The sequence below is a fragment of the Microbispora oryzae genome, assembly GCF_017896165.1.
Lineage (GTDB): Bacteria > Actinomycetota > Actinomycetes > Streptosporangiales > Streptosporangiaceae > Microbispora > Microbispora oryzae.
Window position 1 is genome coordinate 23820 of record NZ_JAFCNB010000021.1, and the last position, 18954, is coordinate 42773.

Below are 18954 nucleotides of genomic sequence, written 5' to 3' on the forward strand. Positions count from 1 at the left end.
CAGGGCTCCGGAAGCTCAACGCCAACCCCTTGTCTCAGAGCAACGGTCCGTGCTTGGAAACCTACACCGCGGCAGGCTCGGTCGTGGCGGTGGACCGGATCTCTGTGGATTGACGGAAGACGGGAACGGGCACGTCAGAGGGCCCGCAAATGCCGTAGATCTTTGTCCGGCGGCTCAGCCGGCCGGGCAGGAGGGCACGTCGCCCGACCCGGTGCGCAGGGCGTCCAGGGCCTTGATCGCGCCGTCGAGCGTCTCCACCTTGACCAGGCGCAGGCCGCGCGGCACCGACCGTACGGCGTCGGCGCAGTTCTCCGCGGGCGTGAGGAACACGGTGGCGCCGTCGTTCCGCGCGCCGACCATCTTCTGCTCGATGCCGCCGATCGGGCCGACGTTCCCCTCCGGGTCCACCGTGCCGGTGCCGGCGACGGACTTCCCGCCGGTGATCGACCCGGGGGTGAGCTTGTCGTAGATGCCGAGCGAGAACATCAGCCCCGCGCTCGGGCCGCCCACGTCGCCGACGCTGATGTTGACCGGGAACGGGAACCGGAAGGCCGACCGCATCCGGACGCCCACCACGGCCTTGCCGTCCTTCCCCTTGTCCGTCCCGACCGTCACGTCGGTCGTGGCGCTCCCCCGCTTGACCGTGAAGCGGACCTGCTCCCCCGGGGTGTGGCGCTGCACGGCCGCCGCGACGGCGTCCACCTCGCCCACGGCGGAGCCGTCCACGGCGGTGATCTCGTCGCCGGGCTTGAGCCTGCCGTCGGCGGGGGCGCCCTTGTCTGCCGACACGACCGTGATGGTCTTCTGGACGGGGATCTTCAGCTCGCTCAGCGCGGCGGCGATGGCGAACTGCTGCGAGTCCGTCATCTCCTGGGTGTTCTCCTCCTCGACCTGCTGGGCCGTGGAGGTCCGGGGGAACAGCGAGTCCTCCGGCACGACCGCGACCGTCGGGTCGAGCCAGCCCCGCAACGCGGTGATCAGGTCGAGGCGGTTGCCCGGACCGCCCTGGTAGGCGACGGTCACCAGGTTCAGCCTGCCGTCCGCCGGATAGGTCTGCCGCCCCGAAATGCTGATCACCGGTTTGCCCTTGACGTCCCCGATCGTGTTCTCCGTCGGGCCCGGGCTCAGCACGACGTACGGCACCGGCAGCACGGCGCCGACCACCGCGAGCACGAGGGTCAGGAAACCCGCCACCAGCAGGGTCAGGGAACGTCGGGACATGGTGGAACTCTATGCGTTCCGCACCGCGCTAATCGCAGGCGCCGACCCACTCGGCGGCACCGTCGGCGAAACGCTGGTGTTTCCAGATGGGCACCTCGTTCTTGAGGTCGTCGATCAGCCGCCGGCAGGCCTCGAACGCCTCGCCGCGGTGCGGGCAGGCCGCGGCCACGACCACGGCGATCTCGCCCAACCGGAGATCGCCCACCCGGTGCACGGCGGCCAGCGCGGTGACCGGGAAGTCGGCCGCGACCTTCTCCGCCACCCTGCGCAGCTGATCGAGCGCCGACGGGTGCGCCGTGTAGGACAGGAGCGTCACGGGCCGGCCGCCGTCCTCCTCGCGCACGGTGCCCACGAAGACCGCCGTACCGCCCGCCGCGTGATCGCCCACCGCGGCCAGCACCTCGTCGACGGACAACGGGGTCTCACGAACCTCCAGCAATCGGATGACATCCACGTGCAGAGCGTAACCGAGCGGCCGGCGGCGCCGCCGGTCCGGCGGGATGCTCCTATGGATGTCAGTCGCGGCGCTTGCGCCGCGCCGCGCGCACGATGGCGGCCGTGCCGATGACGGCGACGGTCGCGCCCGCCGCGGTGATCGTGGCGTCCTTGCCGGAGAGGCGGCGGCCGACGACCGCGTGCCTGCCCTCGACCAGCTCGAGCAACTCGCCCAGGGCGGCCTCGTTCGTCCAGGCCGCCTTCCACCCGGCCTCCCTGAGCTGGGCGCAGTCGACCGCCCAGGGGTAGACGACGTAGTGGAGGTCGGTGGCGGGGGTGGGGGTGATGCCCAGCCGGTGGAGCCGCTCGGCGGTGCCGAAGGTGAGCCCGGCGGGCAGCTCGAAGCGGCGCATCCCGGAGATCTCCTCCACCTGTTCCATCTCCAGCCAGCCGTCCGATCCCACCGCGACGACGCCGCTGACCCGGCCGAGCGCGGCCAGTTCCAGCGCCGATACGAGGTCGTCCACGTGGCAGAACTGCCAGTGGGGCAGGCTGCCCTTGACCGCGAGGAGCCGGGGCGCCTCGAAGTGGCGGGTGACCACGGTGTCGATCCCCGGGCCGACCAGGGCGGCCGGCCGGAGCACGGTCACCTCCAGCCCCGGGTGCGACCGCGAGCGGCGCACCAGCGCCTCGATCTCCAGGTAGTCGCCCACCACGCCGGTGTCCGACTCGGCGGCCACCGGGGCGTCCTCGGGCAGGGGTACGGGATTGTCGGGGGCCGCGCCGTACACCATGGCGCTCGTCACCAGCACGACCCTGCGGACCCGGGCGGCGGCGCAGGCGGTGAGCACGGTCTGGGCCGCCCGCAGGTTGTAGCGGCGGCGCTCGGCCGCATCGGAGTCGAGGGACTCGTCGGACCCCAGATGGACCAGGACGTCGACGTCGGATATGCGGTTCGCCAAGAGCGGATCCCGGATGTCCAGCACCCGCCAGGTGACGTCCGGCACATCGCCGCGGTGATCGTCTATCGCCACGACGCGGCGGAAATCCGCAGACGAGGCCGCTCTCGCCAGGAACGCCCGGCCGATTCCTGAGGCGGCGCCGGTGACGGCGACGACGGGCGAGCGCAGGCGTTTCGAGGTAGGCACGAGGTCCTCACTTTGCACTGATCCGCCCCGCGGCGGATAACGTGGCGGATGTGGACTCCTCCATCCTGCACGAGGTGGCGCGGTGACTGACCTGCCAGGTCGCGAAAACGACCCCAACGACAATCCGTTCGCCATGTTCGGCAGCCCGGAGCAGATGGCCGCCGCCATGCGGCAGTTCGCGGACATGCTCTCCGCGTCGCCGGACGCCGGACCCGTGAACTGGGACATGGCGAAGAACATCGCCCGGCACGCCATGGTCGCCGAGGGCGGCGATCCGAGCGTCATGGAGGGCGAACGGCGCGAGATCGTCGAAGCCCTCAATCTGGCCGACCTGTGGCTCAACGAGGTGACGGCCCTGCCGAGCGGCGTCGTCAACCCGCAGGCGTGGAGCCGGTCGGAGTGGATCGAGAAGACGGTCCCGGTCTGGAAGCAGCTCGCCGACCCGGTCGCCGCGCGCATGGTGGAGACCATGGGCGGAACGCTCAGCGCGGGCGGCCTGCCCCCGGAGGCGCAGGCCATGGCCGGCCCTCTCATGGGCATGCTGAAGCAGATGGGCGGCATGATGGTCGGCCAGCAGATCGGGCAGGCCCTCGGGTCGCTGGCCCGTGAGGTGGTCGGCTCCTCCGACATCGGCCTCCCGCTGTCGGACACCGCCGCGCTGCTGCCCGGCGGGATCGCGGCCTTCAGCCACGGCCTGGAGACGCCGTCCGACGAGATCAGGCTCTACCTGGCGCTACGCGAGGCCGCGCACCACCGGCTGTTCCAGCACGTCCCGTGGCTGCGCGCGCATCTGCTCGGGGCCGTCGAGGAGTACGCCCAGGGGATCACGGTCGACGTGTCCGCGCTGGAGGAGAAGCTCCAGGGGCTCGATCTCTCCAACCCCGCGCAGCTCCAGGAGGTGCTCGGCGGCGGCGAGCTGCTCAAGCCGGAGGAGACCGAGCGGCAGAAGGTCGCGCTGAATCGTCTGGAGACCACGCTCGCCCTGGTCGAGGGCTGGGTGGCGACCGTGGTCGACGCCGCCGCCGCGGGCAGGCTGCCGTCCGCCGTGGCCCTCGCCGAGACCGTGCGGCGCCGCCGGGCGACCGGCGGGCCGGCCGAGCGGACCTTCGCCACCCTCGTCGGCCTGGAGCTGCGCCCGCGGCGGCTGCGCGAGGCCGCCGCCCTGTGGAAGGCCCTGGGCGACGAGCGCGGCGTCGAGAGGCGCGACGCGGTGTGGGGTCACCCCGACCTCATGCCCACCTCCGACGACCTCGACGACCCCACGGTGTTCGTCAAGGGCGGGATCGAGCTCGACCTGTCCTCGCTGGAGGCCGGCGACGAACATCAGGGTGACGACCGTGCGGACGGCGGCACGGACGGCGGCACGGACGGCGAGGACCGCGACAGCCGCGGATGAGCGCCGCCCCGGCCGGTAGGCTGCGCCGGTGAGCCTCCACGACGACGCGCGAGCCGTACTGACCGGATGGGCCGCGCCCACCCCCGCGGAGGAGACGCTCCGCGAGCAGTTCCTGGCCCACCTCGACGTCCATGAGAACGGCATGTGGCGCGCCTGCGTGCCCGGGCACCTCACCGCGACCACGGCCGTGTTGTCGCACGACGGCACGAGGGTGCTGCTGACCCTGCATCCCAAGGCCGGCATGTGGCTGCCCATGGGCGGGCACTGCGAGATCACCGACGTCACCCTCGCGAGCGTGGCGCTCAGGGAGGCGACCGAGGAGTCCGGCATCTCCGGGCTGGTCCTGCTCGACGGGCCGCTCGCGCTCGACCGCCACAAGGTGTGGTGTCACCCGCCGCACAGCTGGCACCTGGACGTGGAGTACGGCGCGATCGCCCCGCCGGGGGCGGAGGCCGTGATCAGCGACGAGTCGCTCGACCTGCGCTGGTTTCCGGTGGAGGAGATCCCCGAGCTCAGCGACGAGGCCACCCGGCGGCTGGCCCGCCGCGCCCGCGCCCTGCTCTCCGCGGCGTGAGCCCGGCACGAGACGCGGCCTGGGCCACGGCACGAGACCGCGGCGTGAGCCCGTGCCCCGCGTGGGCGCGGCATGAGCGGGGCATGAGCCCGGGGTGACCTCATCGCGGCCGGCGGCGGACTCCGGGGTCGGCGGCGTGATCGCGGCTCCGCCGCGCCGGCCGCCGCGTCCGCCGGCGCCGATCGCCTGGATCGCCGTGATCCCGTTCGCCGTCTGGGCGACGGTCCGGCTGTCCGGGGCCGATCGCGGGCCGGTCGCCCCTCTGCTGGCCTTCACGCCGTACGCCGCCGTCGGCTCCGTCTTGTCCGTCTTCGTCGCGGCGGCCGCGCGCAGCCGGGCGGCCGTCGCCCTCGGGACCGCGACCGCCGTGCTCATGGCGGCCCTGACGCTGCCGCGCGCGGTGGGCTCTCCTGTCACGGCGACCGGTCCCACGCTGCGGATCCTCACCGCGAACCTCTTCCTCGGACGCGGCGACCCCAGGGCCGTGGTCGCCCTGGCACGACGGCTCCGGGCCGACGTCGTGAGCCTCCAGGAGCTCACGCCCGAGCTGGCCCAGGGGCTCAGGGCGGCGGGGATGAGCGCGATCTACCGCTACGCCCGCCTTGAACCCGGCCCCGGCGCATCGGGCAGCGGGCTCTACTCTCGTCTCCCGCTGACACCGCTGCCCGATTTCCGCCCGGCGGGCGGCCATCGGATGCCGTGGGCCACGCTGTCGCCGTCCTCCGGTCCGGCCGTCGAGTTCGTGGACGTGCACGTCGTCTCTCCGCTCGGCACGGCGACCTCCCGGTGGGCGGACGATCTCAGAGGGCTGCCCGCCCCGGTCTCCGGGGCCGTCCGCGTGCTGGCGGGCGACTTCAACGCGACCCTCGACCAGGCGGCGCTCCGCGAGGTCCTCTCGCCCGGGTACGCGGACGCGGCGGACTCCACCGGGGACGGCCTGGTCTTCACCTGGCCGGCGGACCGGCGGTTCCCGCCGCTCGTCACGATCGACCACGTGCTGTACGACCGGCGGGCGTCCGCGGTGACCACCGCCGCCTACACGGTGCCGGGGAGCGACCACCGGGCGCTGTTCGCGGAGCTCCGGCTGCCGGGGTGACGCCGCTTCTGGTCCGATCTGGGGAAGGATCCACATCCCTCAGGCGCCGGGCTCCGTCTCGTGCGCGCCGGCGAGGTCGAGAAAGGCACGGCCGGGCACGGAGACGGCGCGGCGGTGCCACACCAGGGCCATCGCGCGGTGGAGGACCGGCTCCCGCAGGCCGACGATCACGAGGTCGCGCCGCACCCGGGGAACCGCGGGGAGCGGCAGCACCGCGACCCCCAACCCGTGGGCGACGAGATCGCTCATCAGGGTGAGGTCGTCGGTCTCCACCCGGATGCGCGGGGCGAACCCCGCCTCGGCGCAGGCGCTCTCGACGACGGTCCGCAGCCCCGACCCCTCGCCGAGCGTCACGATCGCCTCGTCGCGCAGCCGCGCCAGCGCCACCTCGCCCACCGCCAGATCGTCCTGCGCCAGATCGTCCTTCGCCTGATCGTCCTGCGTCAGAAGTGGATGGCCGGGCGCGAGGGCGACGCCGAGCGGCTCGCCCGGCACGCTGTACGAGGCGAGCGAGGCGGGCAGCCGCTGCCCGCCGGGGCCCTCCGGGAGCCGGCCGGACGCCAGGCCGATGAGAGCCGCGTCGAGGGCGCCGGCCGCCACGTCGGCGGCGAGGGCGCGCGGATCTCCCGTGCGCAGGACGAGACTCACCCGGGGATGACGGCTCCCGAACCGGCCGAGCCGTTCAAGCAGCCACTCCGGCGGCCAGGGGATTGTGCCGATCACGAGGCGGCCGGCCAGCTCCCCGCGCAGGGAGGTCACCGCGTCGCGGCCCGCGCCCACGGCCTCCAGCGCGGCCCGCGCGTGGGGGAGGAACGCCTCGCCGGCGGGGGTCAGCCGGACCCGGCGCTCCGATCGGTCGAACAACCGCTCCCCGAGCTCTTTCTCCAGCTGGGCGATCTGCTGGCTGACGGCCGGCTGGGCGACGTGGACCCGGGCCGCCGCCCGCGTGAAGCCGCCCTCCTCCACCGCCGCCACGAGATACTGCAGCTGGCGCAGCTCCATAAGAGCTCCTTATCATTCGGCATACGTTTTATATCTTGGACTTCTGGATCGCGCCGCCGCAAGCTAGGGACATGAGCACGGCGGCTCCCCGCCGGCTCAGGGAAGTCACAGAGCTCGTAGAACTCGCCGAGCTCATAAAACTCACCAGCACTCGCGGCATCACGCGCATCCGAAGGAGCCCCCCATGACCGAGACCACCGTTTCCCGGCCTTTGGCCCAGCCCTCGCGCCACCTGCAGGCACTGGTGGTCTGGACGGCCGTGCTGCCCACACTGACCGTCCTGAACCTGGTGCTCGGGAGCGTGCTCCGCACCCTTCCCCCGTACGCGCAGCCCCCGATCATGGCCACCCTGACGGTGCCGATCGTCGTCTACGTCCTGATGCCGCGGCTGATGCGGCTGCTGGGGCGCCTGGCGCGGGTCAGGTGAGCAGGGCGCGGGTGCTCTCCCAGCCCTCCAGGCCCAGGTCGAGGCGGGACACGTCGCCCGGTGCGCGCAGCCGGTGCCATCCCGGCCCGGTGGGGACCATGCGGGGTCCGGGCGCCCTCCGGCGCAGCGACCACACGATGTCGGGATCGTCGAACCCGAATCGCGCCCATTCCGGCAGCGGCAGCCGGGCCGCGACCGCGGTCGCTCCCCCGCCGTCCGCAGGGCACACCGCGAGCGGGGCCCCGCCCAGCGCGCGGAACAGCTTCCCGATCAGCAGGGGCGGCAGGTCCGGGGCGTCGCCGCAGACCACCACCGCCTCATCCCCGTACGGCAGGGCGGCGAAGGCCTCGGCGGGGGAATCGATGGAGATCACGGGGGTGCCCGGCCAGGCGATCTCCTCAAGCCCTGGTACGCCCGCCGAAAGGATCACCGGCCTGACCAGCTCAAGGCCGGCGACCACCTCGTAGGTGTCCTCGGCGACCGCCCGCAGGAACTCACCGGGATCGACGCCGGGGGGCGCCGCATCGGCCATGCGCTCGGTGACCAGGACCGCCGCGACGCGGTTCAACACTCTTCCGTGGAGCCGTTGGCCGCCATGGAGAATCCTTCGAGGAAGCCCCTGGCACGTTCCGCCCGGGGATAGCGCTCGACGAGGGCCCAGAAACGAGGGCCGTGGCTGGGCACCAGCAGGTGAACCAGCTCATGCATGATCACATAGTCGACCACCCACGCCGGCATGCCCCGCAGCCGGGAGGAGACCCGGATCGTGCCCTGCTCGGGAGTACAGGAGCCCCACCGGTGCAACTGGTTGCCCACCCAGCGCACGCTCGTGGGCAGCGCCCGGCCGTCCAGGTAACGGGCGGACAGCTCCATGGCCCGGTCGAGCAGGTCGTCGTCGCTCGGGCGTCTTCGCTGCTCCTTGGCGGCAAGCCGGTCGAGCATGCGTCGCACCCACTGCTCCTCATCGGTCGTGCTCAGACCGGCCGGAAGCAGCACGATGGTTTTGTCACCATCGCGGTACGCGGAAACGGTTCGCCGCCGTCGTGCGCTCCGACGAACCTCGACTGTCTCGGGGGGCACATATGAAAGGTAGCCGACACGCGCGGATTTCCACAGGGGGTGGTACACGTTCTCCCTGGTCAATCGGGCGAACGTGACCTTGCGGGCGTGGAAATTCCGGCGTTCGGGATAGCGGTCAGTCACGATCATCCCGGTAATTATCCACAGCACCGGGCGTGCGAAGCCCACGCGGAACCGTGATGTGGCAGGGTCCGGAGACCATGAGACCTCGTCTGAAAGCCGCCCTGCGCCGCGTCGAGCGAGACCCGATGACGCTGCAGTTCGGCGTCCATCCCCTCCACACCGTCGTGCTTACCGACGTCGACGACGCCGTGCGGCGGTTCCTCGACCTGCTCGACGGCACCCGTGGGCTGGGGCAGGCGGCGGCCGGCAGCGGCCTCGGCGACGCGCAGGCGCGGGAACTGGTCGACTGGCTGGCGGGCCACGGCCTGATCGAGGACGCCGCCGTCCGCCCGGCACCGCTCGCCGGTCTCACGACGGACGAGCGCGACCGGCTCCGGCCCGAGCTCGGCCGCCTCTCCCTCGTCTCCGGCGACGGGGGCATGGACGCCATGGCCCGCAGGAGGGCGGCCCGGGTCCGCCTCTACGGTGCGGGGCGCGTCGGCGCGCGGATCGCCGCTCTGCTCGCCGCCGCGGGCGTCGGCCACCTGTGCGTCGTCGACCCGGGCACCGCGCGGCCCGAGGACGTCGCGCCCGGCGGTCTCGTCCCGGCCGCGGTCGGTCTGCCGCGCGAGCAGGGCGCGGTGACGCTCGCCCGGCAGACCGCGCCCGGAGTCGATGCCTCGCCCGGCGCGTCGGCGTCCCACCTCGGCGACCGCGCCTACCACCCCGACCTGGTCGTCCTGGCCCCCGTCGAGCCGCTCGACCCGGCGCTCGTCCACGAGCTGACCGCCGAGGGCGTCCCTCACCTGCTGGTCACCGCGTTCGAGGGCCGGGGCTCGGTGGGCCCGCTGGTGCTGCCGGGGCTGACCCCCTGCCTGCGCTGTCTGGACCTGGCCCGGCGGGATCGCGATCCCGCGTGGCCGATGGTGTGCGCGCGACTCGGCGGCTATCCCCCGGGCGAGATCTCCTGCGACGTCACCCTGTCGTGCCTGGTCGCGGCCCAGGCCGCCGGACAGGCGCTGTCCCACCTCGACGGCACCGACGTGACGAATATCACATGGGACGTCTCCCCCGACTGGCGCTGGCATCGGCGGACCTGGAAATCCCATCCCGAGTGCGATTGTGGGCGAAAGGACGTGATATCGCCGACAATGGTCGCGTGAGTGACCTCCCCCACCGTGCCGTGACCCGTTCGGCCAAGCTCGCCACACTGCCGCTGGGGTTCGCCGGCCGTACGGCCCTCGGACTGGGCCGGCGGCTGGGCGGAGCCTCGGCGGACCTCGTGGCCCAGGAGATCCAGCAGCGTACGGCCGACCAGATCTTCAAGGTCCTGGGCGAGCTCAAGGGCGGAGCCATGAAGCTCGGCCAGGCCTTGTCGATCTTCGAGGCGGCGCTGCCGGCCGAGATCGCGGGGCCGTACCGCTCGACCCTGACCCGCCTGCAGGAGGCGGCCCCGCCGCTCCCCGCCTCGGCCGTCCACCGGGTCCTCACCGACCAGCTGGGCGACGACTGGCGGGACAACTTCCTGGAGTTCGACGACGCCCCCACCGCTGCCGCCTCGATCGGGCAGGTGCACCGCGCGGTCTGGCACGACGGCCGCCAGGTGGCCGTGAAGATCCAGTACCCGGGGGCCGGCAAGGCGCTGATCTCGGACTTCACCCAGCTCTCCCGGCTCGGCAAGCTCTTCGGGGTGATGCTGCCCGGCCTCGACATCAAGCCGCTCCTCGCCGAGCTCAAGGACCGGCTGTCCGAGGAGCTCGACTACCTCCACGAGGCCGAGGCCCAGCACGCCTTCGCCCAGGAGTTCCACGGCGACGCCGACTTCCTCGTGCCCGACGTCATCGCCGCGAACGAGCAGATCCTGGTCAGCGAGTGGATCGACGGGACGCCGCTGTCGCGCATCATCACGGACGGCACCAAGGAGGAGCGCGACCGCGCCGGGTTGCAGCTCACCCGGTTCCTCTTCTGCTCACCCTCCCGGGTGGGCATGCTGCACGCCGACCCGCATCCGGGCAACTTCCGCGTGATGGAGGACGGCCGGCTGGGCGTGCTCGACTTCGGCGCGGTCAACCGGATGCCCGACGGCTACCCGATCGCGTTCGGCACGCTGACCCGCATCTTCAACCACGGCGACATGGAGTCCGTGGTGCGCGGGCTGCGCGAGGAGGGGTTCATCCGCCCCCACATCGAGGTCGACGTGGACGCGTTGCGCGCGTTTCTCGCTCCGTACGTCGAGCCGACGCAGGTCGAGGAGTTCACCTTCAGCAGGGAGTGGCTGCGGCACCAGGCCGCGACCGTCACCGATCTGCGGCCCACCAACGTGCTGCGCCAGCTCAATCTCCCGGCGTCCTACGCGCTGATCCACCGGGTCCACGCGGCGGGGGTCGGCGTCCTGTGCCAGCTCGGCACCACGGCGCGTTTCCGCGACGAGGTCGTCCGCTGGGTGCCCGGCTTCGCCGGCGACCCCCGCTGACCGGCGGGTCCCGCCGGCGGACGAACGGCGTACAGCCGGCACGAGGGCGCCGGAGAACACGAGGGCCCGGGCCGATCACGGCCCGGGCCCTCCTCCATCGGCGGGAGCCGGCGCTCCCGGATCATCGAGGCGGGATCACACGCGCCAGAGCGCGGAGCTCAGACGCTGGGAAGCCCGCTCGACCTGCCGGCGTGCCTTCCGCACGCTCCTGATCCGGCTGACGAGCCGCTCCTCCTCCGCCTCTCGGTGGAGGGTTCGTATTCGGTCGTGAACCAGTTCATGGTGGAGATGCAACGGCGTCGTCGGGGACATGCTCATCGGAATCGGGTCCTTTCGGGTGGTTCTGCGATGCGTTCGGTCGGTCAGGCGGCGACGACAGGGGACTTACGCGGACGCCCCCTGGGGCGCTTGCGGGGGACGACGACCCCCCGCAGGATCAGTTCGCCGCCCCAGACGCCCCACGGCTCCTCGCGCTCCAGCGCGCGGGCCAGGCAGGCCTGCTGGATGGGGCAGCCTCCGCAGAGCGCCTTGGCGAACTCCACGTCCTCCGGAGACTCGGCGAACCACAGGTCGGGTTCTGTACGGCACGGGATTTCGGCTTCGATCAGGTCCATGACCGGGGCCGCCATCTGCGTCACCTTCTTTGATCGGTTCTGGTCTGGTTGTCCTCGTGACGGGTGGATTCGTGGCCGACAAACAAATAGGCCGCGGATCCTGTGCGGATCCGCGGCCCGGAGAGGGGAGGCCGGTCAGGTTGTGACCGGTTCTCTCCAGGCATAGTGCGGACCCTGCACCCCACTGGTGCGGTTGGTCTGCTCTTCGCCCATGTGTCGCCGCGGGACGGCGACATAGGCGGGGGCGGTGCCACGGGCGGCGAAGCCGATGGCGGTGCCACGCCCATTTAGGGACGTGGCGCGAGTGCGGGCGGCCGCGGCGAGTGGCAGTTTCACCTGCACGCCGTCGGCGGCCGGGCATGCGGAGGCGAGCCACGGCGTAGCGAAAGCGATGATGCTTGCCACGAGACTCACCTCCAATGCGGTGGAACGTGCCGGGCGTGTTCGCCCGGCTGACCTGTGCAAGACCCTAAACGTGCGGTGCGGGGACGGGCAACCTATTTTCTACCTGCGATTTTCACGACTTCGTGACATCTCCGGAGACACGGATCATGCACTCCTGCACCACCGAAACCGCCAGTTCCCCGGAGGGCGTGAACATCTGCCCGCGGGCCAGGCCGCGGGCGCCCCCCGACCACGGCGACTCCTGGGCGTAGAGCAGCCAGTCGTCGGCGCGGAACGGCCGGTGGAACCACATGGCGTGGTCGAGGGACGCGCCACTCACGCCGGACGAGCCCCAGGCCAGGCCGTGCGCCAGCAGGACGGTGTCCACCAGGGTGAAGTCGGACGCGTACGCCGCGAGCACGATGTGGAGCAGCGGGTCGTCCGGCAGGTCGGCGTCGTACCGGAACCAGACGAGGTTGTCGGACGTGACGAGGCTGGGGTCCCGCTCCGCCTCCCACGGCAGGGCGTTCACGTAACGGGCGTCGACAGGGCGCGGCTTCGCCAGCCAGTCGCGCATGCTCGGCTCGTCGCCGAACACCGACAGCATCCGCTGATGCCACGTGGGCAGGCCCTCGGGACCGGGCACGTCGGGCATCACGGCCGCCTGATGGCTGACGCCCTCCTCCTGGATGTGGAACGACGCCGACATGGAGAAGATCACCTTGCCGTGCTGGATGGCCGTGATGCGCCGCGTCGTGAACGACCGGCCGTCCCGCACCCGCTCGACGTTGTAGATGATCGGGATCGCCGGGTCGCCTGGCCGGATGAAGTAGGCGTGCAGCGAGTGGACCATCCGGTCGCCCGGGACCGTGCGTCCCGCCGCCACCAGGGCCTGGGCCGCGACCTGGCCGCCGAAGACCCGCTGGAACCGCTCCTCCGGGCTACGGCCGCGGAAGATGTCGAGCTCGATCTGCTCCAGGTCGAGCAAGTCCAGCAGCTCCTTGAGAGCCGAGTTCACGGGGGCCTCCAACACCAAGGGCGATTACTCGCCGGTAACACTATCGGCGCCGCGGCAGAGCTCCAGCACCGCGTCCCCGTACCGCTCAAGTTTGACCCGCCCGATCCCGGCGATTCCGAGCAGGTCCTGCTCGGAGACCGGCGCCCGCTCGGCGATGGCCTGCAGCGTCACGTCGGTGAAGACGACGTACGCCGGCACCTTCGCCTCCTTGGCCGCCGCGGTGCGCCACGTCCTGAGTCGTTCGAGCAGCGCCTCGTCGTAGTCGGCGGGGCAGGTGGCGCAGCGGCCCAGCTTCTGCTCGGCCGCGGCCGACAGCGTCTTGCCGCAGATGCGGCACTGCACCGGGGTGGCCGTCTTCCTGCCCCGGCCCGCCGGCCGTTCCACCCTGGCCGCGGTGGTGCGGGGGGACAGACCGTCGAGGAAGCGGGACGGGCGGCGGGCGCGCCGCCCCCCGGGGGATCGGGCCAGCGCCCAGGAGAGGTGGAGGTGCTCGCGGGCCCGGGTCACACCGACGTAGAGCAGGCGGCGCTCCTCCTCGATCTGGTCGGGCGTCTCGGCGTACACGATGGGGACCATGCCCTCGGTGAGACCGACGAGGAAGACCGCGTCCCACTCCAGGCCCTTGGCGGCGTGCAGCGAGGCGAGCGTCACGCCCTCGACCGGCGGGGCGTGCTGTTCCATGGCCCGGCGCTCCAGCTCGGCCACGAACGCGGGCAGGCCGGCCCCCTCCGCCGCCATGTCCTCGGCGAGGTCGGCGAGGGCCTTCAGGGACTCCCACGCCTCCCTTGCCTTGCCGCCGCCGGGCGGCTCGGGAGTGAGCCCGATGCCCGACAGGATGGCGTGCACGGCCGGAGCGAGCGGCTCCCCGTCGTCGCCCGCCCGCGCCGCGCCGCGCAGCAGCACCACCGCCTGCCGCACCGCGGGCCGCTCGAAGAAGCGCTCCGCGCCGCGCAGCACGTACGGCACGCCCGCGTCGGCGAACGCCTGCTCGTACGCCTCCGACTGCGCGTTGATCCGGAACAGCACCGCGATCTCACGCGTGGGGACGCCGTCGGCCATCAGCTTCTTGACCGTGAGCGCCACGCCCAGCGCCTCGGCGGCCTCGTCGTCGTACTCGGTGAAGACGGCCTCCGGCCCCTCGGGGCGCTGCGCGACCAACTCCAGCCGGTGCGGCGACCGGGCCATCACCCGGTTGGCCAGGGAAACCACCTGGGGTGTCGAGCGGTAGTCGCGGACCAGCCGCACCACCGTGGCCGACGGGTGTTCGACGGCGAAGTTCGTCAGGTAGTGAGGGGTCGCGCCGGTGAAGGAGTAGATGGTCTGGTTGGGGTCGCCGACGACGCACAGTTCGTCGCGCCCGCCCAGCCAGGTGTCGAGCAGCAGCTTCTGCAGCGGGTTGACGTCCTGGAACTCGTCGACCACGAAGTAGCGGTACTGCTGGCGGATCTGGTTGGCCACCTCCCGGTGCTCGGTCATCACGGCGGCCGTGAGCTCCAGGATCGTCTCGAAGTCGATGAGGTTGCGCTGGCGGCGCAGGCCCTCGTATCCCTCGTAGAGCCGGGCGACCTCCTCGGGCGCGATCGGCGGGGTGCGGCCGGCCTTGACGGCGGCGGCCGGGTAGTCGTCCGGGCCGATCTGGGTGACCTTGGCCCACTCGATCTCGCTCGCGACGTCACGCAGCTCGCCCCGGTCGGGGTTGCGGCGCATCCGGCGGCACGCCTCGATCAGCAGCGGCAGCTTCGACTCGACGACCTGCGGCGTATCGCCGCCGATCACCCGGGGCCAGAAGTAGCTGAGCTGCCGCAGGGCCGCCGCGTGGAAGGTGCGCGCCTGCACGCCGGGCGCGCCCAGACGGCGGAGCCGCTGTTTCAGCTCGCCCGCCGCCCTGGTGGTGAAGGTCACGGCGAGCACGCCCTGGGGCTCCACCACGCCCGTGTGCACGGCGTACGCGATCCGATGGGTGATGGCCCGGGTCTTCCCGGTGCCCGCCCCCGCGAGCACGCAGACGGGTCCGCGGACGGCCTCGGCGACCTCTCGCTGCTCGGGATCCAGACCCTCCAGAACGTCCAAGGGGCGCTCCCAACATGCGACGCGGACGACATTACTGGCATCATCCTTCCAGCAGGCCCCCGGACGTGTCCCGGGGACCGGTCGGCGCGATGGTGAGTTCGGGGAGGAACGAAGCCGTGAAAGCAGCGGTGAAGTCAGCGTCAGCCGCCGGGGCCCTCGCCCTCGTCGCCGTTGTGCTCGCCCAGTCGGGCGCCGCCGCCGAGGCCGGCGCCACGGCCGCGGTGACCACCGCGGCCACGGGAACACCGGCCACGGAGACGCCGCAGCCGAGCGCCACGCCCAGCCCGTCGGCCTCCGCCTCGGCCTCCTCCGGGGCTTCGCCGTCCCCCTCTCCGTCCGCGACGTCGCCCGTGAGGATCAGGACGTTCGCGTACGGCCCGCACGTCCGCCAGCGGATGGACGTCTGGTGGCATACGGACGGGCCGCGCCGGCCGGCGGTGTTCGTCATCCACGGCGGCTGGTGGTCGGGTGGCGACAAGAAGTACGAGACCTCGGTCAGCCGCAGCTACGCCCAGCTCGGCTACACCGTCGTGAACATCGACTACCGGCTCTCGGGTGACGCCCCGTGGCCGGCCCAGCGCGACGACACGATCGACGCCATCGCGACCGTGCGCAGGAACGCCGCCGCGCTGAACACCGACCCCAACCGCTACGTGCTGCTCGGCTTCTCCGCGGGCGGTCACATCGCCGCGGCCGTCGGGACGTACGGCGACGGCATCCCCGGGCTGCGCGGCGTGGCCGGGATCTCCCCGGTCGTCTCACCGCTGACCGCCTACGCCGACGGCGCGCTCGGCGTGGGCGACGCGGAGCAGCGCAAGCTGCGCAAGGCCGCGATCGCCCTCGCCGGCGGATGCCTGCCCACCCGCTGCCCGAAGATCTGGGCGAGCATGGAGCCCGCCTATCACGTGACCTCGCGCGACGCGCCCATGTTCACCGTCCACTCGGACGACGAGTTCGTCCCGCCGTACGAGAGCGAGCTGCTGAAGCAGGCACTCGCAGAGGTGGGGGTGCCGATGACGGTCAAGACGGTGCCCGGCAGGCAGCACAGCGCGCCCGTCTACCGGGAGCGGGGCGTCGCCCGCACCGTCCAGTCCTGGATCGCGGCGAGGCTGGCCCCCGCCACCCCGTGAGCCCCGCCCGGCCGCCCCTCCGCCCGCGGCGCCGGAGCGTCTAGAGCGTCACAGGAGCCGACAGGTTCTGCTTGACGGCCCGGGTGAGGTCATCGGCGAGGATCTCCGGCTCGCCCGCCTCGACGGCGTCCAGGGCGATCCCGGCGATCAGCGCCGGGTCGCTCTTCTGTCCCGGGTCGACGTAGTCGGCCATGTCCGTGTCCATGTAGCCGACGTGCAGGGCGGCGACCTGGATGCCCCGGGGCGCGAGCTGCTGCCGGGCGACGTTGGTCATCGCCCAGGCCGCCGTCTTGCCCCCCGCGTAGGCGCCGTAGTCGGGCAGGTGCACCCACGACAGGACCGACAGCACGTTGAGCACCGCCCCGCCGCCGTTGGCCTCGATCACCGGCGCGAACGCCCGCGTCACGGCCAGGGGGCCGAAGTAGTGGGTCTCCATCTCCAGCCTGATGTCCGCGAAGTCGCCGCCGATCAGGTGGGTGTGCGTTGAGATGCCGGCGTTGTTGATGAGCAGCGTGGCGTCGGACGCGATCCGGGCCGCCTCCTCCACCGCCGCCGGGTCGGTGATGTCCAGGCGCAGCGGCACCGCGCCCGGCACGTCGACCGTCTCGGGCCTGCGGGCCGCGGCGTACACCTTCGCCCCCCGTTCGATCAGCTGGGCGACGAACTGCCGGCCCAGCCCGCGGTTTCCACCGGTCACCACCGCGACGGCGTGGTCGAGCTTCATGGCGTGATCCCTTCGACGACGAACCAATTTAGATGAAGGTTAACATCTATTCGGCCGCCGACCGCCACCCCTAGTCGCCCAGTGCCACCCCTAACCGTCCAGTGCCGTCCTGGCCGCGCGCAGGATCTCGTCCGACAGCTCGGTGCCCGCGGTGGCGCGGGCGAGCAGGAGCGCGCCGACCATGGTGCACACGGCCGCCAGGTCCTCGCCGCCGTCCGCGGAGACCTGACGGGCGAACCGCCGCACCCCCTCCGCGTACGGCTCCCGCGCGGCGGCGGCCGCTTCGTCCCTGGCCATGTCGGCCCCGAATCCGGCGACGGGGCAGCCACTCCCGGCGTCGTCGCGGTGCGCGGGGGAGAGATAGGCGTCGAGCAGGTCCCGGCGCGCCCCCTCCGGCCCCGCCGGCCGCCCGCCGGCGTCGCCGTAGGAGGTCTCCTCCGCGAACGCCTGCGCCACGGCCTCCGCGACCAGCGCGTCCTTGGAGGCGAACTGCCGGTAGAACCCGCCGTGGGTCAGGCCCACCTCGCCCATGAGCTCACCGAGGCCGACGGCCTGGACGCCGCGCTCGCGGAACAGACGCGACGCGGCCTCGACCACCTGCCGGCGGTGCTCCTCGGCCTGCGCACGTGAGACCCGGCCCATCGCGGCCCCCTTTCTCCCGACGAACTTCTCCCGACCATTAGATGACATTTATCATCCTAGATCCCTGCACGGCGGGCGACGCGGAAACCGGCCCGCGGGCGGGAACATCGGAAGGGTGATCGATGTTCGGACTGTCGCTCACGCTGACAGGAATCGGCGCACGAAGGGAACCAGGATGGCGCTTACGGTGTACACGACGAGTTGGTGCGGGCCGTGCAAGCGACTGAAGAGCCAGCTGACGAGGGAAGGCATCGCCTACAGCGAGGTCAACATCGAGAGCCATCCCGAGGCCGCCGCGTTCGTGGAGAGCGTCAACAACGGCAACCAGGTCGTGCCGACCGTGGTCGCCGACTGCCACACCATGACCAACCCCTCGGTGGCCGAGGTCAAGCGCCACCTGCAGGGCGCCTGCTGACGGCCGCGCCCGGCGGCGGACCGGGCGACCGCCCGCTCGGCCGGCACCCGTTCGATCGCCGGCCGCTCAGTCGTCGGCCGTCGTGATGGGCGATCCGTACCAGGTCTCGATCAGCCGGCGCGCGATCGAGACCTGGCCCGGCAGCCGCAGCTCGCCCGACTCGACCTGGGCGGCGAGTTCCTCCCTCGACAGCCACCGCGCCTCGGCGATCTCCTCCTCGTCGGGGCGCAGCTCGGTGGTCACGGCACGGGCGACGAAGCCCAGCATGAGGCTCCGCGGGAACGGCCAGGGCTGGCTCCCCATGTAGCGCGGGCCGGTGACCACGACCCCGACCTCCTCAAGCACCTCCCGGGCGACCGCGTGTTCCAGCGACTCCCCCGGCTCGACGAATCCGGCGAGCACCGACATCCGGCCCTCGGGCCACCGCGGGCCGCGCGCGAGCAGCACACGGTCCGCGTCGTCGCGGACAAGCATGATCACCGCGGGGTCGACCCGCGGGAAGTGCTGGCTGCCATCCTCGGGACAGATCCGCGTGTGCCCCGAGGTCGTGATGTTCGTCCGGCTGCCGCACCTCGGGCAGAACTCGTGGGTGTCGTGCCACGCCTCCAGGGCCACGGCGTAGACGAGCAGGCCCGCGTCGCGGTCGTCGAGCAGCACGGCCGCCTCCCTCAGGCCGGCCACCTCTCCCGTCGCCTCCGGCGGGAGCGGCGCGCGCACCGCGAAGTAGGGCACCCCGTCGTCGTCGACGCCGAGCAGGTAACGGGTGCCCTCCGGCGCCTCCCCCGGGGACATCAGGACCAGGGCGGCACCGTCCGTGAACCGGCTGATCAGAGTGCGTCCCTCGTGAACGAGCAGGACTCTCGTCTTCTCCGCCGCCCACGCCCGTACGAGCCACTCCTCGTCGCCGCGCAGGGCCGCGGAGCGGTCGATGGCGTTGCGGGCCAGCAGGAGGGGGCCGAGCAGGCCGTCCGAGATTTCCACGGCGTTCATCCTTCCACGGGCT

General features: G+C 72.3%; 21 protein-coding genes. 8 read left to right on the forward strand and 13 right to left on the reverse strand.

From position 1 onward, the window contains the following. Window positions 1-174: 174 nt before the first annotated feature. The 3 genes from JOL79_RS27770 to JOL79_RS27780 all read right to left on the reverse strand — a co-directional run bounded on the left by JOL79_RS27770 (window position 175) and on the right by JOL79_RS27780 (window position 2804). On the reverse strand, window positions 175-1221 hold the full coding sequence (locus JOL79_RS27770; RefSeq protein ID WP_210158854.1) for a YlbL family protein: 1047 nt from the start codon (window positions 1219-1221) through the stop codon (window positions 175-177). A gap of 28 nt (window positions 1222-1249) precedes the next feature. Further along, window positions 1250-1675 (reverse strand): molybdenum cofactor biosynthesis protein MoaE, encoded by a 426-nt coding sequence (locus JOL79_RS27775; RefSeq protein ID WP_210158855.1) that lies wholly within the window; start codon window positions 1673-1675, stop codon window positions 1250-1252. Between the two features lie 61 nt (window positions 1676-1736). Then, the gene (locus tag JOL79_RS27780; RefSeq protein WP_307848769.1) at window positions 1737-2804 is read right to left on the reverse strand and encodes an NAD-dependent epimerase/dehydratase family protein; all 1068 of its coding nucleotides are present in this window, start codon (window positions 2802-2804) and stop codon (window positions 1737-1739) included. An 82-nt stretch (window positions 2805-2886) separates the two neighbouring features. On the opposite strand from JOL79_RS27780, the gene JOL79_RS27785 reads away from it, so the two are divergent. The 3 genes from JOL79_RS27785 to JOL79_RS27795 all read left to right on the forward strand — a co-directional run bounded on the left by JOL79_RS27785 (window position 2887) and on the right by JOL79_RS27795 (window position 5870). Beyond that, entirely contained in the window at window positions 2887-4200 is a 1314-nt protein-coding gene (locus JOL79_RS27785; RefSeq protein ID WP_372446817.1) for a zinc-dependent metalloprotease, read from the forward strand. 28 nt (window positions 4201-4228) lie between these two features. Continuing rightward, complete coding sequence (locus JOL79_RS27790) at window positions 4229-4774, forward strand: NUDIX hydrolase (RefSeq protein ID WP_210158857.1); 546 nt, start codon at window positions 4229-4231, stop codon at window positions 4772-4774. A 94-nt stretch (window positions 4775-4868) separates the two neighbouring features. Next, window positions 4869-5870 carry an endonuclease/exonuclease/phosphatase family protein gene (locus JOL79_RS27795; protein ID WP_210158858.1) on the forward strand — a complete coding sequence of 334 codons (1002 nt, stop codon included), beginning with the start codon at window positions 4869-4871 and terminating at the stop codon, window positions 5868-5870. A 39-nt stretch (window positions 5871-5909) separates the two neighbouring features. Here the strand turns inward: JOL79_RS27795 and JOL79_RS27800 are convergent, their stop codons facing one another. Further along, window positions 5910-6872, reverse strand: coding sequence for a LysR family transcriptional regulator (locus JOL79_RS27800; protein WP_210158859.1), 963 nt, complete (start codon window positions 6870-6872; stop codon window positions 5910-5912). A gap of 184 nt (window positions 6873-7056) precedes the next feature. Here JOL79_RS27800 and JOL79_RS27805 point away from each other — a divergent pair, with 184 nt between their 5' ends. After that, window positions 7057-7299 (forward strand): putative antibiotic biosynthesis monooxygenase, encoded by a 243-nt coding sequence (locus JOL79_RS27805; RefSeq protein ID WP_210158860.1) that lies wholly within the window; start codon window positions 7057-7059, stop codon window positions 7297-7299. Here JOL79_RS27805 and JOL79_RS27810 read toward each other — a convergent pair. Next, window positions 7292-7867 carry a glycosyltransferase family protein gene (locus tag JOL79_RS27810; RefSeq protein WP_210158861.1) on the reverse strand — a complete coding sequence of 192 codons (576 nt, stop codon included), beginning with the start codon at window positions 7865-7867 and terminating at the stop codon, window positions 7292-7294. The two genes, JOL79_RS27805 and JOL79_RS27810, sit on opposite strands and share 8 nt — an antisense overlap. After that, window positions 7864-8379 (reverse strand): M48 metallopeptidase family protein, encoded by a 516-nt coding sequence (locus tag JOL79_RS27815; protein ID WP_307848770.1) that lies wholly within the window; start codon window positions 8377-8379, stop codon window positions 7864-7866. The genes JOL79_RS27810 and JOL79_RS27815 overlap by 4 nt, the downstream gene beginning before the upstream one ends. 200 nt (window positions 8380-8579) lie before the next feature. Between JOL79_RS27815 and JOL79_RS27820 the strand changes: the two genes are divergently transcribed. Both JOL79_RS27820 and JOL79_RS27825 read left to right on the forward strand, forming a co-directional pair. Further along, on the forward strand, window positions 8580-9644 hold the full coding sequence (locus JOL79_RS27820; protein ID WP_210158863.1) for a ThiF family adenylyltransferase: 1065 nt from the start codon (window positions 8580-8582) through the stop codon (window positions 9642-9644). After that, on the forward strand, window positions 9641-10954 hold the full coding sequence (locus JOL79_RS27825) for an ABC1 kinase family protein (protein ID WP_210158864.1): 1314 nt from the start codon (window positions 9641-9643) through the stop codon (window positions 10952-10954). Before JOL79_RS27820 ends, JOL79_RS27825 begins: the two co-directional genes overlap by 4 nt. A 362-nt stretch (window positions 10955-11316) precedes the next feature. On the opposite strand, the gene JOL79_RS27830 is transcribed toward JOL79_RS27825, so the two are convergent. The 4 genes from JOL79_RS27830 to JOL79_RS27845 form a co-directional block, all read right to left on the reverse strand. Next, window positions 11317-11583, reverse strand: coding sequence for a WhiB family transcriptional regulator (locus tag JOL79_RS27830; RefSeq protein WP_210158865.1), 267 nt, complete (start codon window positions 11581-11583; stop codon window positions 11317-11319). 120 nt (window positions 11584-11703) lie between these two features. After that, window positions 11704-11973: a hypothetical protein gene (locus JOL79_RS27835; protein ID WP_210158866.1), complete on the reverse strand. Its 270-nt coding sequence runs from the start codon at window positions 11971-11973 to the stop codon at window positions 11704-11706. A 112-nt stretch (window positions 11974-12085) separates the two neighbouring features. Then, window positions 12086-12970, reverse strand: coding sequence for an acyl-CoA thioesterase (locus JOL79_RS27840; protein ID WP_210158867.1), 885 nt, complete (start codon window positions 12968-12970; stop codon window positions 12086-12088). Window positions 12971-12994: 24 nt separating this feature from the next. Continuing rightward, the gene (locus JOL79_RS27845; protein WP_210158868.1) at window positions 12995-15040 is read right to left on the reverse strand and encodes an ATP-dependent DNA helicase UvrD2; all 2046 of its coding nucleotides are present in this window, start codon (window positions 15038-15040) and stop codon (window positions 12995-12997) included. Between the two features lie 128 nt (window positions 15041-15168). Between JOL79_RS27845 and JOL79_RS27850 the strand changes: the two genes are divergently transcribed. Then, window positions 15169-16170, forward strand: coding sequence for an alpha/beta hydrolase (locus JOL79_RS27850; protein ID WP_307848771.1), 1002 nt, complete (start codon window positions 15169-15171; stop codon window positions 16168-16170). A 40-nt stretch (window positions 16171-16210) separates the two neighbouring features. Here JOL79_RS27850 and JOL79_RS27855 read toward each other — a convergent pair whose 3' ends face one another. Next, window positions 16211-16894, reverse strand: coding sequence for an SDR family oxidoreductase (locus JOL79_RS27855; RefSeq protein ID WP_210158869.1), 684 nt, complete (start codon window positions 16892-16894; stop codon window positions 16211-16213). 90 nt (window positions 16895-16984) lie between these two features. After that, window positions 16985-17584 carry a TetR/AcrR family transcriptional regulator gene (locus tag JOL79_RS27860; RefSeq protein WP_230985614.1) on the reverse strand — a complete coding sequence of 200 codons (600 nt, stop codon included), beginning with the start codon at window positions 17582-17584 and terminating at the stop codon, window positions 16985-16987. Between the two features lie 127 nt (window positions 17585-17711). Here JOL79_RS27860 and JOL79_RS27865 point away from each other — a divergent pair, with 127 nt between their 5' ends. Continuing rightward, window positions 17712-17951, forward strand: a complete 240-nt coding sequence (locus tag JOL79_RS27865; RefSeq protein WP_210158870.1) for a mycoredoxin — start codon at window positions 17712-17714, stop codon at window positions 17949-17951. Window positions 17952-18017: 66 nt separating this feature from the next. Here JOL79_RS27865 and nudC read toward each other — a convergent pair whose 3' ends face one another. Beyond that, window positions 18018-18926 carry an NAD(+) diphosphatase gene (nudC, locus tag JOL79_RS27870; RefSeq protein ID WP_372446818.1) on the reverse strand — a complete coding sequence of 303 codons (909 nt, stop codon included), beginning with the start codon at window positions 18924-18926 and terminating at the stop codon, window positions 18018-18020. Window positions 18927-18954 lie beyond the last annotated feature (28 nt).